Here is a 12,421-nt window from a genome sequence, read left to right as displayed (position 1 = left end):
GAAAGGCACCACCGATGAGCACCATCGCAGGATTCGACTACCACCGGGTCACCGTCGCCGACGGGGTCACGCTGACCGCGGCGATCGGCGGCAGCGGGAGCCCGATCGTGCTGCTGCACGGCTTCCCGCAGACCCACCTGATGTGGCGGCACGTCGCCGCCGACCTCGCCGCCGACCACACGGTGATCTGCCCCGACCTGCGCGGGTACGGCGCCAGCGACAAGCCGGCCGAGCTCGACGAGAACACCTACTCCAAGCGCACGATGGCCGCCGACATCGTCACCTTGGCGCGGGAGCTCGGCCACGACCGGTTCGCGCTCGCGGGCCACGACCGGGGTGCGCTGGTCGCGTTCCGGGCCGGGCTCGACCATCCGGACGCGGTCACCCACCTGGCCAGCCTGGACGTGCTGCCGACGCTGGACATGTGGTCGGTGATGCAGGGCACGAGCGCCGCCATCGGGTTCCACCTGTACCTGATGGCGCAGCCACCCGGTCTCGCGGAGACGATGATCGCCGCGAGCTCGGACGCGTTCTTCGGCTACTTCCTCGACCTGTGGGTGAAGGACCCGTCGGCGATCCCCGCGGACGTCCGCAGGGCGTACCTGGACGCGTGCCGGGACGCCGTACCGTCGATCGTCGCGGACTACCGGGCGAGCGCGGGCGTCGACGTACGGCACGACGAGGAGGATCTGGCGGCCGGCCGCAAGCTGGCGATGCCGGTGTCGGTCGTCCAGCAGGACTGGGGCAGCGCGCTCGGTTTCGACGCCGCCGCCCGCTGGCGCGCCTGGGCGCCGGACCTCGAGCACACCACCACGACCAGCGGCCACTTCATGGCCGAGGAAGCGCCGGCCGAGATCGCCAAGGTGCTGCGGGACCTGCTGACGCGCTGAGTCCGGGCACGGCGCAGCGGCCGGTCCCCGCGGGGATTCCGGCCGCTGTGCTTCTCGTGGTTATCCGGCCTGGAAGAAGGCGCCCTTGAGGTAGTCGTGCACCGCGTCCTCCGACACCCGGAACGACCGACCCACCCGCACCGCGGGCAGCTCGCCGGAGTGCACCAACCGGTACACCGTCATCTTGGACACGCGCATGGCCGTGGCGACTTCAGCCACGGTCAGGAACTTCACCTCGGCAAGCGGCTGCTCACCGCCGGACTTCTTTGATGCCATAACGCACCGCACTTCCAGCACGGATCGTGCGCCGGCTTCCCCTCCGGCACCTCCGCCCGTGCATGAACCGAGGGTAGTGGCTGATGGTACGAATGGGAAAGAGGGTGTCTGGTGTGACTCGCCCCGGGCCGGCTCAGTACGTCGGATCGAGGCCGAGCAGCGGGAACGACGCGTCCCGGGTCGCCTTGATCGAGCGGTCCAGCCAGTTGTCGGGGTTGTACCCGGTGGACCAGTCGACGTACGAGCCGTCGTTGCCGTCGGTCATCCGGGTCGGCGCGAACCGGGAGAACCGGATCTTGATCTCCTCGCGCCACGACTCCGGGACCGCGGTGGTGGGCTCGATCGGGTGCCCCGCGACGATCGCCAGCAGATGGGTCCACGCGCGCGGGACGACCTCGATGATCGCGTAGCCGCCACCTCCGGTCGCGACCCACTTGCCGCCGCACACCTCGTGCGCCAGGTCGTGCAGCGCCGCGTACGCCGCGCGCTGGCCGTCGACGGTTTTGGTCAGGTGCGCGAGCGGGTCCTCGACGTGCGAGTCACAGCCGTGCTGGGTCACCAGGACGTCGGGCCGGAAGGCCCGCACCACGTCGGGAACGATCGCGTGGAACGCCCGCAGCCAGCCGGCGTCACCGGTGCCCGGCGGAAGCGGGATGTTGACCGACATCCCCTCGGCGCCCGGGCCGCCGGTCTCCCCCGCCGTACCGGTGCCGGGGAAGAGGGTGGTCGGGGACTCGTGCAGGCTCACGGTGAGAACCCGCGGGTCGTTGTAGAAGACCGACTGGACGCCGTCGCCGTGGTGCACATCGACGTCGACGTACGCGACCCGTTCGGCGCCGTGGTCGAGCAGCCACTGGATCGCGATCGCGGGGTCGTTGTAGACACAGAAGCCGCTTGCCTGCGCGCGCATGGCGTGGTGCAGGCCGCCGGCGATGTTCGCGGCGTGCAGCGCCTCGCCCTCCCAGACCGCCCGGGCCGCCTCGACCGACGCGCCCGCCACGTGGGCCGACGCCTCGTGCATGCCGCGGAAGCAGTAGGTGTCGTCGGTGCCGAGCCCGTGCACGAGATCCGGTACGTCGGGATCCTGGCCGGCCCGCTTCACCGCCGCGATGTACTCCGCCGTGTGCACGGTCTCCAGCAACGCGTCGTCGGCCGTCGGCGCCGGGACCACCTTCAGTTGGTCCAGCACCCCCAGCTCCCGCGCCAGCTTCACGGTCAGCTCCACCCGGACCGGACTCATCGGATGCCCGTGCCCGAAGTCGTACGCCGTCAGGCCCTCGTCGAACACCAGCAACGCCTCACCACTCATGCCCCGACCTTAGCGGCGCGACGGCGGACATGCCCATGGTCCTTCGAATACTGGATACCAGGAAAGCAAGGCTATCGGTGGTTCGCCGCCGGCGCTTTCGGGGCATCCGGGGCATCCGCGGACGCTTCCGGGGCGCTCGCGGACGCTCCCGGGGCGCTCGCGGGTGCTTCCGCGAGCAGGTCGCGGGCCTGCGCCGCGGCGCGGGTGATGCTTTCGCCCACGAACTCCATGAACCGGGCGATGTTCTCCAGCCGGAGCGCCGCGGGGCTCTGCCGACCCAACACATCGACGCCGCGGCGGGCGGTCTCGGCCATCACCGCGTGAGTCCGGGCCGCGGCGGTCATCGACTGGTACCAGACGTCGTTGTCGACGACGTAGCGTTCCCGGCGGCGGTCGTCGCGTTCCCGGCGGATCAAGCCCTGACTCTCCAGGAACGCACAGGCTTTGGAGATGGACGCCGGGCTGACCTGGAGGCGCTGGACCAGTTCGGCGGCGGTGAGGCTGCCGGCGTCGGTGGTGAGCAGGCTGGTCAGCACGCGCGCCATCATCCTGGGCACGCCCTGCGCCATCATCAGGTCGGTGAAGGCCTCCTCGTATTCCCGGACGGCCTCGGGATCCCGCCCGGGCGCGACCGGTGGCGCCTGGACGCTCCGGGCAGCGGGCTGCCGGCGCTGGTGAGCGCGACGTTCGGTGGCACGGTGGGCCAGGTCGGCGCGATAGCCGGTCGGGCCGCCGTTGCGCATCACCTCCCGCGTGATGGTCGAGGTGGGCCGGTCCAGCCGCCGGGCGATCTCGGCATAGGCGAGCCCGTCGGCCAGGCCGAGCGCGATCTGCGCGCGGTCCTGCTGGGTCAATCTGCCTCCCGGCATCGCCAATCTCCCTTCACTCGCGGCTGATCTGCCGAGCATAGCGTTCACCGCGCATCCAATGCAACGATCAACCCTTGCCTTGTTGCATTAGATTCTGAACTGTTGCAACGATTATTGGCGTTTGACCTGCGCAGATACGAAGACAACGCAACATTGTCGTTGCGCAATTCGCGAACGCAACGTAGCTTTTGCGATATCAGAAACACCAACGCCACAGCTCAGGAGCACACCGTGCAGACCTTCGCCACCACCGCCCCGATCACCACCGTCGTCGACATCCCGGCCGGCCGCGTGCAGCTCATCGCCGCCGAGCGCGCCGACGCCACCGTCGAGGTCCGGCCGGCCGACGCCGGCAAGAGCCGCGACGTGAAGATCGCCGAGCAGACCACGGTCAGCTACGCCGACGGCGTCCTGCGCATCGAGGCCAAGGGCAAGAACCAGATCCTCGGCAGCAGCGGCTCGCTCGAGATCACCGTCCAGCTGCCGGCCGGCTCCGCCGTTCAGGTGAAGGCCGCCAGCGCCGACTTCCGCGCCGTCGGACGCTTCGGCGACATCACCCTCGACGGCGCTCACGGCCCGGCCAAGATCGACGAAGCCACCGGCGTACAGGTCACCACGCAGGCCGGCGACATCGCGATCGGCCGGCTCAACGGCCCGGCCGAGATCACCACCGCCCAGGGCGACATCACCATCGCCGAGGCCCACCGCGGCGCTCTCACCCTGACCACCCAGGCCGGCAACATCACCGTCGACGCCGCCGCGGGAGTCTCCGCGACGCTCGACGCCGGCACCACCGTCGGCCGGATCAACAACACGCTGAAGAACGCCGACAGCAGCCCGGAGCTGACCATCCGTGCGACCACGACCCAGGGCGACATCACCGCTCGCAGCCTCTGAGCCGTCAGGCCGTCTCGACCGCAACCCGCCACCGGTAAAGGACACAGTCATGACCACCACCCCGCAGGACTACCAAGCCGCCGAGCAGCTCCTCCGCCGTCCCGCCCGCCCTGGCGAGCTGGTCGTCGGTGACCGGGTCCGGCCGCAGTGGATCGACGACGGCGCCCGCTTCTGGTACGCCGTGAACGACGGCACCGCGCACCGGATGGTCATGGTCGACCCGGCGAGGGGCACCAGCGAGCCGCTCACCGAGCCGCCCGCGTTCACGCCGCCGGCCAATCCGCTGGACGTGCCGTCACCCGACAACAAGTTCGCCGTCTCCCAGCGAGGGCACAACCTGTGGGCGTGCTCGTTGACGGACGGCACCGAGTGGGCGCTGACCACCGACGGCGAGGCCGACTACCAGTACGGCACCGGCCCGGCCGCGACGGGCAACGGCACGCTGCTGCGCAAGATCGGCCTGCCCTACCTGCCGCCGACGGTGGCCTGGTCGCCCGACTCGAAGAAGGTGCTGGCCCATCGCACCGACGAGCGTGCCGTGCGGCAGACCCACCTCGTCGAGGCCCGGCCCGCCGATGGCAGCGCTCCCGTGCTGCACACCCAGCGGTACGCCTACGCCGGGGACGAGAACCTGCCGCGCGCCGAGCTGGTCGTCCTGAACGTTGCCGAGGGCACCGTCGTACGGGCGCAGGCCGAGCCGTTGCTGATGCCGAACCTGTCGCCGATCGCGCTCAAGTGGGCCTGGTGGGCCGCGGACGGCTCGGCCGTCTACTACCTCGACCGGCCGCGCGATCTCCACACCCTCACCCTGCACCGGCTCGATCCGGCCACGGGCGAGGTCACCACAGTGCTCAGCGAGACCGGTGACACCCGCGTCGAGCCCAACCAGTTCGTCTTCGAGCCGCCGATCGTGCAGGTGCTGGCCGACGAGGTGCTGTGGTACTCCCAGCGGGACGACTGGGGTCACCTGTACCGGTACGACCTGCACACCGGCGAGCTGCTCGGGCAGGTCACCTCCGGGCAGTGGGCGGTGCGGCAGATCCTGCGCGTCGACGAGGCCGCACGGGTCGTGTACTTCACGGCGTCGGGTCTGGTCGACGAGGATCCGTACCGGCGTACGGTCTGCCGGGTCAACCTGGACGGCACCGGCTTCACCAAGCTCACCGACGACGAACTGGACCACGTCGTCACGGTCTCGCCCAGCCAGCAGTACTTCATCGACTCCGCCTCCACCGTCGACACCCCGCCGGTGACCAGCGTGCGGGACTGGGACGGGCGGGTGCTGGTCGAGCTGGAGCGGGCCGACATCAGCAAGCTCGTCGCCACCGGCTGGACGGCGCCGGAACGCTTCCGCGTCAAGGCGGCCGACGGCGTGACCGACATCTACGGCGTGCTGTACCGGCCGCGCGGGTTCGACGCCGCCGAGCGGTACGCGGTGGTGGACAACGTCTATCCCGGTCCGCAGGTCGCTCGGGTCGCACCGTGCTTCGACCCGGGCGGCATGGGCCTGGACGCCGAACCGCTCGCCGCGCTGGGGTTCGTCGTGGTCGCGCTGGACGGGCGGGGCACGCCGGGGCGCAGCAAGTCGTTCCACGACGCCTCGTACGGCCGGTTGGCCGACGCGGGCAACCTGGAGGACCACGTCGCCGCGCTGCGGCAACTGGCCGAGACCCGGCCGTGGATGGATCTGGACCGGGTGGGTGTCTTCGGCCACTCCGGCGGCGGCTTCGCCGCGGCGCGGGCGATGCTGGACTTCCCCGAGGTCTACAAGGCCGGAGTCGCGCTGTCCGGCTCGCACGACGCCCGTCACTTCAACCCGGGCTTCGTGGAGGCCTACGACGGCGCCGGCGACCCCGCGACGTGGGCCCGGACCTCCAACGTCGACCTCGCGGACCGGCTGGTGGGCAAGCTGCTGCTCGGCCACGGCGAGCTCGACGACCAGGTCCACCCGGACCACACGCTGCGACTGGCCGACCGGCTGGTCGCCGCCAACAAGGACTTCGAGCTGCTGCTCGTGCCCGGCGCCGAGCACACCTTCATCGACTGTCTGGCCTACGTCCGCGGACGCTGCTGGGACTTCCTGGTCCGCGAGGTGAAGGGTGAGCAGCCGCCCGGCTACCGTCCCGAGCCGATCGTCATCGGCCCGGAACTGTTGGCCGAGATGTTCTCCTGATCTATGCTGATGCCTGTGAACAAGCTGACCTTGCAGCAGTGGTGGGCCGCCTGACGGCGGACCCCCAGCGTTCACACGCATCCAGAGGCCGCCTCGCCGAGGCGGCCTTTTTGTTTGCCCTCGGACGGGGTGGCGTCTCCACCCCACAGAAGAGGACGAACACAGATGACTTCGGTATCGGGAATCATGCCGACCGGCCGGCTGACGCTCGGCAACCACCTGGGCGCGCTGCGGCGGTTCACGGATCCAAACGGCTTCTACTTCGTCGCGAACCTGCACGCGATGACGATGCGGCACGTACCCCGCCGGCTCGCGGAGCTGACCCGGGAGACGGCGACGCTGATGCTCGCGGCGGGATCACCGCCCGGCACGGTCTTCATCCAGTCGGAGGTCCCGGCGCACGTCCAGCTCGGCTACCTGCTCGAGTGCACCTCGTACGTCGGGGAGCTGTCCCGGATGATCCAGTACAAGGAGAAAGGCAAGGACAAACCGATGACGCGGGTGTCCTTGTTCACCTATCCGTGCCTGATGGCCGCCGACATCCTGCTCTACGGCACGGACCGGGTGCCGGTCGGTGACGACCAGGACCAGCACGTCGAGCTGGCCCGGGACGTCGCGATCCGGTTCAACCGCGAGTACGGCGAGACGTTCGTCGTGCCGGAGCTGGCGAAGGCGGCGTACGCGACCCGGATCAAGGACCTGCAGACGCCGACGGCGAAGATGAGCAAGTCCGACGTCGACGACGCGATCGGCACGATCCGGCTGCTCGACCCGCCGGACGTGATCCGCCGGCAGGTGATGAAGGCGAAAACCGACTCCGAGAACGTGGTGCGCCACGACCCCGACCGCAAGCCGGGGGTGACGAACCTGCTGGAGATCCTCGCCGCCTGCGTCGACGGCGATCCGGAAGAGCTTGCCAAGGGCTACCAAAGCTACGGCGAGCTGAAGACCGACGTGGCCGACGCCGTGCTGAGCGTGATCGAGCCGCTGCAGCGCGAGTACGCCGTACTGGCATCGGATCCCGCGACGGTCGACGCGCTGCTGGCCGCCGGCCGGGACCGGGCGATCGAGGCGAGCGCGCCATTGTTGCTCGCGGCAACCACCGCGATGGGGCTGAATCCCAGCCGGGCCACGGCGATGGCTTGAAGACAGGGGTGGCGGCCGGGAGTCGTCCCAGGTTTGGCAGGATCGAGGAGTGAGTGCGCAGCTGCGGGTGGCGACGTTCAACCTCCGGAACTCCTCGGCGCCGGACGGGAACGACTCCTGGCCGGTACGGCGCGACGCGGCCGTCGCGGCGATCGTCGAACTGGCGGCCGATGTGGTCGGGCTGCAGGAAGTGCTGCCGGACCAGCTGGAGTATCTGCGGGAGCGGTTCGACGGGTGGCAGATCGTCGGAGCCGGGCGGGACGACGGCGTCGCGGGCGGCGAGCACTCGGTGGTGATGGTGCGGCCGGGCGACTGGTCGATCGAGTCGCACGAAACCCGCTGGCTGTCGGCCGCGCCGGACACGCCGGGATCGGTCGGCTGGGACGCTGATCTGACCCGGATCGCGACGCTGGTCCGGCTGCGCTCGGCGGGTGGGCAGCGGGTCGGCGTACTCAACACGCACTACGACCACCAGGGTGAGGTCGCGCGGCTGGAGTCGTCGCGCCTGCTCGACGCGTGGGCGTCGGCCGAACCGGACCGATCGTGGATCCTGATGGGCGACCTCAACGCCGAACCTGGTTCGCCGCCGCTGAAGGTGCTCACCGACGCGGGCTGGACGGACGCGGTGCCGCCCGGGGAGGGCGGCACCTTCCACGACTTCACCGGCGAGGCCGACGAGCGCATCGACCACATCCTGGTCGGCACGGGGCTGCAGGTGGTGGAGGCCGCGGTGTCGCGTCACCGGCCGGGCGGACGTCTCCCGAGCGACCACTGGCCGGTCGTCGCCACGCTGCGACTCAGAGCTTGACGAGGACCTCTTCGCGCAGGCGTTCCAGAGTCTCGAAGCGCTGGTTGCCCGCGCCGAGGAAGGCGTCGGGGATCAGCAGCTCGTCGATGCCGGCCTCGGAGTACTGCGCGAGGGTGTCGAGCACGTGGTCCGCGGTGCCCATCACGGTGGGACGGCCCGCGGCGACGAGCTTGTCCCGGCGGGCTTCGGCTTCGGTGTCGCCGGGGGTGATGATCTCGATCATCGCCTGGGTCGAGCGACGGACCTCGGACGGGTCGCGGCCGATCGCCTCGCAGTGGGACCTGAACACCTCGCCCTTGTGCCGGGCGACCTCGGGCAGACCCCAGTGGTTCCACTCGTCGGCGTACCGGGCGACGATCCGCAGGGCCACTTTCTCACCGGCCGCGCCGATCAGGATCGGGAGATCGGCGGGCTTGGGCTCGAGTGGGGCACCGGTGAGCTGGTAGTACGTGCCGTCGAAGGTGAACCGCTGCTCGGCGAGCAGACCGCGGACGACCTGGCAGGCCTCCTCGAAGCGGGCCAGGAGCTCCTTCACCGGCGGCAGCTCGATGCCGTACACCTCGTGCTCGTTGACCTGCCAGCCCGCACCGAGACCGAGCACGAACCGGCCGCCGCTCAGCTGGTCCATCGTCGCGGCCCAGTTCGCCACCACAGCCGGGTGGCGGTAGGTGTTGCCGAGTACCATCGACCCGATCCGGACCCGCTCGGTCCGCGCCGCCAGGCCGGCGAGCAGCGCGAGCGCCTCGTTCACCGGGACGGACAGGTCGTCCCCGTTCTGCATGAAGTGGTCGGCGATCCAGACGCCGTGCCATCCGGTCCGTTCGGCGTACTCGGCGCCCTCGAGAATCTCCGTCCAGGTCCGCGACGCGGCCGGCCACAAAGAAAAGTCCATGACACCGACCCTATGCCTGACCTACAGCTCGCCGGCGAGGTGCTTCTCCCGGCTGGCGCGGGGGTGCTTGCCAACGGCCGACATCGGCTCGCGACCGGCCGGCTGGGGCGGCGGTGGCATCAACGGCGTGCGCTTCTTCAGCGGCCGGGTCACCGGCTCCTCGTCGGTCACCCGGACCTCCTCCCCGGCGTGCAGGAAGGTGATCTCCGCGTGCGGCCCGTCGTGCACGGCGTAGACGACCTCGTGGTGCCGCACCTCCACCCGCAGCCGGACACCGCGCCAGCGCACCCGAAAGACCAACCCGGCCAGACCGTCCGGCAGCGCCGGGTCGAAGCTCAGCCGGCCGTCCTTCTCCCGCATCCCGCCGAAGCCCGCGACCAGCGCCATCCAGGCACCGGCCAGCGACGCCATGTGCAGGCCGTCCCCGCTGTTGTGGTGCAGGTCGAGCAGGTCGATCAGCGCGGCCTCGTAGGCGTAGTCGTAGGCCAGGTCGAGATGCCCGACCTCGGCCGCCGCGACCGCCTGCACACACGCCGACAGCGACGAGTCTCGGACCGTGATCCGCTCGTAGTAGTCGAAGTTGCGGGCCTTCTCCTCGGCGGTGAAGGCGTCGCCGCACCAGTACGTCGCGAGCATCAGGTCGGCCTGCTTGACCACCTGCTTGCGGTACAGCTCGAAGTACGGTGCGTGCAGCATCAGCGGATACTTGCCGCGGTAGGCCTCGAAGTCCCAGTCGGCGTACCCGGTGAAGCCCTCGGACTGCGGGTGCACACCGAGCTTCTCGTCGTACGGGACGTAGACCGCGGCGGCCGCGTCCCGCCAGGCGGCCTCCTCCTCGGCGTCCACCTTCAGGTCGCGGGCGGTGGCCGGGTACTTGGCCGCGTACTTCGCCGCGGCGCGCAGGTTCCGGGCCGCCATCAGGTTGGTGAAAACGTTGTCGTCGGCAACGGCGCTGTACTCGTCCGGGCCGGTCACGCCGGGTAGGTGCCAGCGGCCGTCGCGGTCGTGGTGGCCGAGCGACAGCCACAGCCGCGCGGTCTCGACCAGCAGCTCGAGCCCGACGTCGGTCATGAACTGGTCGTCCAGGGTCGCGCAGTAGTACCGGGTGACCGCCTCGGCGATGTCGGCGTTGATGTGGAACGCCGCGGTCCCGGCCGGCCAGTACCCCGAGCACTCCTGACCGCGGATCGTCCGCCACGGGAACGCGGCACCCTTCAGACCGAGTACGCCGGCGCGCTCCTTGGCCTGCTCCAGGATCGAATGCCGCCAGCGCAGCGCATCGGCGGCGGCGTCCGGAATCGTGTAGGTGAGCGCCGGCAGCACGAAGCCCTCGGTGTCCCAGAACGTGTGCCCGTCGTAGCCCGCACCGGTCAGGCCCTTGGACGGGATCGCCCGCCGCTCGGCCCGGGCGCCGGCCTGCAGCACGTGGAACAGCGCGAACCGGACCGCCTGCTGCAGCTCGGCGTGGCCCTCCACCTCGACGTCGGCGGCGTCCCAGAAGTCGTCCAGGAACTCCTTCTGCTGCTGGACCAGCCCGTCCCATCCCGAGAACTGCGCGCCGGCCAGCGCGGCCGCGACCTGGTCGGCGATCGCCGTCTCCGAGCGCAGGCTGGACCAGCCGTAGGCGACGTACTTCACGACCCGCAGCGTCTCCCCCGGCTGCAGCTCGCAGATCACCGTGTTGCGGGCCCAGTCCTCGCGGATGTCCACGTCGACCTTGTAGCGCGTCGCCGTGTCCACCTCGTGGCACATCCCGGCGGCCATCAACTGCTCGCTCTTGCGCGTGCGGTGCACCAGGACGACGTCCTCGGCGTCACCGTGCTGCGAGACCGGCTCGAGCGGGTTCTCCAGCGCCGCCGCGACGCGGGGGTCGTCCGACAGCCGCGGCTGCGACTCGTTCGCCACCAGCTCGGACTGGACCACGATCCGGACCGGCTGGTCGATCGCCTCCACGACGTACTCGATCGCGACGATCGCGCGCTGGGTCAGCGACACCATCCGGCGCGACCGGACCTTGATCCGCTTGCCGGCCGGTGAGGTCCAGTCGACGTCGCGCCGCAGGATCCCGGTCTTGAAGTCGAGCACCCGCTCGTGGCTGTGCAGGTCGCCGTACCGGACGTCGAACGGCGAGTCGTCGACCAGCAGGCGGATCAGCTTGCCGTTGGTGACGTCGACCAGCGTCTGGCCGGATTCGGGATAGCCGTAGCCGGCTTCGGCGTACGGAAGCGGACGGCGTTCGTAGAAGGAGTTCAGGTAGGTGCCGGGGATCGCGTACGGCTCGCCCTCGTCCAGGTTGCCGCGCAGGCCGATGTGCCCGTTGGACAAGGAGAACAGCGATTCCGACTGGGCCAGGCGGTCGATGTCCAGCCCGGTCTCGCGCAGCTGCCAGGGCTCGACGGGGTGCTCGGCGGCACGCTCTTTCATCACTTCTGGTCTCCGTCCAGCAGCTCGGCCAGGTCCTGTACGACGATGTCGGCACCGTGCTTGCGCAGGGCATCGGCCTGGCCGACGCGGTCGACCCCGACGACGTATCCGAAGTGGCCGGCCCGGCCCGCTTCCACTCCGGCCAGCGCGTCCTCGAAGACCACCGCCTGGGACGGGTCGACGCCGAGCGCGCGGGCCGCGGCGAGGAACGTGTCCGGCGCGGGTTTGCCGCGCAGATGCTCGCTGCGGATGGAGAGTCCGTCGACGCGTAGTTCGATGTACTGGGCGAGGCCGGTGACGTCGAGGACCTCGGCGGTGTTCGCGCTCGAGGAGACCACGGCGCGGCGCAGTCCGGCCTGCTGGGCGGCCTGGAGGTAGCGGCGGGACCCCTCGAACACGCGCACGCCGTCGGTGCGGATCCGGCGCTGGACCGCGTCGTTCTTGTGGTTGCCGAGGCCGTTCACCGTGGCGGCGGCCGGTGGATCGTCCGGCGCCCCCTCGGGCAGCGTGATCGCGCGCGAGGCGAGGAAGTCCCGGACCCCGTCGACGCGCGGCTTGCCGTCGACGTACTGCTCGTAGTCGTGCTGGCTGAACGGCGTGAACGAGGCGCCGTCGCGCTCCCGGAGGAAGGCGTCGAACATCTCCTTCCAGGCCGCGGCGTGCACGGCGGCGGTGTCGGTCAGCACCCCGTCGAGGTCGAACAGGCAGACCGTCACCTGCGCGGGCAGTCCCAGCAT

At 70.4% G+C, this 12,421-nt stretch carries 11 protein-coding genes; 5 read left to right on the top strand and 6 right to left on the bottom strand.

Annotation, left to right across the window (positions count from 1 at the left end; all coding sequences use genetic code 11):
• The first annotated feature begins 14 nt into the window (after positions 1 to 14).
• A complete protein-coding gene (locus BWI15_RS36330; RefSeq protein WP_077018990.1) occupies positions 15 to 890 on the top strand; it encodes an alpha/beta fold hydrolase in 876 nt (291 codons plus the stop codon).
• A gap of 60 nt (positions 891 to 950) precedes the next feature.
• Here BWI15_RS36330 and BWI15_RS36325 read toward each other — a convergent pair whose 3' ends face one another.
• The 3 genes from BWI15_RS36325 to BWI15_RS36315 all read right to left on the bottom strand — a co-directional run bounded on the left by BWI15_RS36325 (position 951) and on the right by BWI15_RS36315 (position 3,344).
• Positions 951 to 1,166 carry a helix-turn-helix domain-containing protein gene (locus tag BWI15_RS36325; protein WP_012923942.1) on the bottom strand — a complete coding sequence of 72 codons (216 nt, stop codon included), beginning with the start codon at positions 1,164 to 1,166 and terminating at the stop codon, positions 951 to 953.
• A 133-nt stretch (positions 1,167 to 1,299) separates the two neighbouring features.
• Positions 1,300 to 2,475, bottom strand: coding sequence for an acetoin utilization protein AcuC (locus BWI15_RS36320; protein ID WP_077018989.1), 1,176 nt, complete (start codon positions 2,473 to 2,475; stop codon positions 1,300 to 1,302).
• A 71-nt stretch (positions 2,476 to 2,546) separates the two neighbouring features.
• Complete coding sequence (locus tag BWI15_RS36315; protein WP_077018988.1) at positions 2,547 to 3,344, bottom strand: GbsR/MarR family transcriptional regulator; 798 nt, start codon at positions 3,342 to 3,344, stop codon at positions 2,547 to 2,549.
• Positions 3,345 to 3,575: 231 nt separating this feature from the next.
• Here BWI15_RS36315 and BWI15_RS36310 point away from each other — a divergent pair, with 231 nt between their 5' ends.
• From BWI15_RS36310 to BWI15_RS36295, 4 genes are all read left to right on the top strand, one after another.
• The gene (locus BWI15_RS36310; protein WP_077018987.1) at positions 3,576 to 4,241 is read left to right on the top strand and encodes a DUF4097 family beta strand repeat-containing protein; all 666 of its coding nucleotides are present in this window, start codon (positions 3,576 to 3,578) and stop codon (positions 4,239 to 4,241) included.
• Between the two features lie 49 nt (positions 4,242 to 4,290).
• Positions 4,291 to 6,414, top strand: coding sequence for a S9 family peptidase (locus BWI15_RS36305; RefSeq protein WP_077018986.1), 2,124 nt, complete (start codon positions 4,291 to 4,293; stop codon positions 6,412 to 6,414).
• A gap of 165 nt (positions 6,415 to 6,579) precedes the next feature.
• Positions 6,580 to 7,560, top strand: a complete 981-nt coding sequence (gene trpS / locus BWI15_RS36300; RefSeq protein WP_077018985.1) for a tryptophan--tRNA ligase — start codon at positions 6,580 to 6,582, stop codon at positions 7,558 to 7,560.
• A 49-nt stretch (positions 7,561 to 7,609) separates the two neighbouring features.
• Positions 7,610 to 8,368, top strand: a complete 759-nt coding sequence (locus BWI15_RS36295; RefSeq protein ID WP_077018984.1) for an endonuclease/exonuclease/phosphatase family protein — start codon at positions 7,610 to 7,612, stop codon at positions 8,366 to 8,368.
• Here the strand turns inward: BWI15_RS36295 and BWI15_RS36290 are convergent.
• The 3 genes from BWI15_RS36290 to BWI15_RS36280 are packed head-to-tail and all read right to left on the bottom strand — an operon-like array spanning position 8,358 to position 12,421.
• Positions 8,358 to 9,260, bottom strand: a complete 903-nt coding sequence (locus tag BWI15_RS36290) for a TIGR03560 family F420-dependent LLM class oxidoreductase (protein WP_077018983.1) — start codon at positions 9,258 to 9,260, stop codon at positions 8,358 to 8,360. The two genes, BWI15_RS36295 and BWI15_RS36290, sit on opposite strands and share 11 nt — an antisense overlap.
• Before the next feature lie 21 nt (positions 9,261 to 9,281).
• The gene (locus BWI15_RS36285) at positions 9,282 to 11,684 is read right to left on the bottom strand and encodes a glycoside hydrolase family 65 protein (protein ID WP_077018982.1); all 2,403 of its coding nucleotides are present in this window, start codon (positions 11,682 to 11,684) and stop codon (positions 9,282 to 9,284) included.
• The gene (locus BWI15_RS36280; RefSeq protein WP_077018981.1) at positions 11,684 to 12,421 is read right to left on the bottom strand and encodes a beta-phosphoglucomutase family hydrolase; all 738 of its coding nucleotides are present in this window, start codon (positions 12,419 to 12,421) and stop codon (positions 11,684 to 11,686) included. Before BWI15_RS36280 ends, BWI15_RS36285 begins: the two co-directional genes overlap by 1 nt.

Source organism: Kribbella sp. ALI-6-A (assembly GCF_001984195.1).
In the GTDB taxonomy this organism is placed as follows: Bacteria; Actinomycetota; Actinomycetes; order Propionibacteriales; family Kribbellaceae; genus Kribbella.
Note: the sequence above shows the minus strand (reverse complement) of the source record. Positions and strands in the feature narration are given on the sequence as shown.

Coding starts and splice junctions, on each gene's coding strand:
- BWI15_RS36285 (WP_077018982.1), bottom strand. CDS start 11,684: ATGAAAGAGCGTGCCGCCGAGCACCCCGTCGAGCCCTGGCAGCTGCGC.
- BWI15_RS36305 (WP_077018986.1), top strand. CDS start 4,291: ATGACCACCACCCCGCAGGACTACCAAGCCGCCGAGCAGCTCCTCCGC.
- BWI15_RS36280 (WP_077018981.1), bottom strand. CDS start 12,421: ATGCTGGGACTGCCCGCGCAGGTGACGGTCTGCCTGTTCGACCTCGAC.
- BWI15_RS36290 (WP_077018983.1), bottom strand. CDS start 9,260: ATGGACTTTTCTTTGTGGCCGGCCGCGTCGCGGACCTGGACGGAGATT.
- BWI15_RS36315 (WP_077018988.1), bottom strand. CDS start 3,344: ATGCCGGGAGGCAGATTGACCCAGCAGGACCGCGCGCAGATCGCGCTC.
- BWI15_RS36330 (WP_077018990.1), top strand. CDS start 15: ATGAGCACCATCGCAGGATTCGACTACCACCGGGTCACCGTCGCCGAC.
- BWI15_RS36320 (WP_077018989.1), bottom strand. CDS start 2,475: ATGAGTGGTGAGGCGTTGCTGGTGTTCGACGAGGGCCTGACGGCGTAC.
- trpS (WP_077018985.1), top strand. CDS start 6,580: ATGACTTCGGTATCGGGAATCATGCCGACCGGCCGGCTGACGCTCGGC.
- BWI15_RS36325 (WP_012923942.1), bottom strand. CDS start 1,166: ATGGCATCAAAGAAGTCCGGCGGTGAGCAGCCGCTTGCCGAGGTGAAG.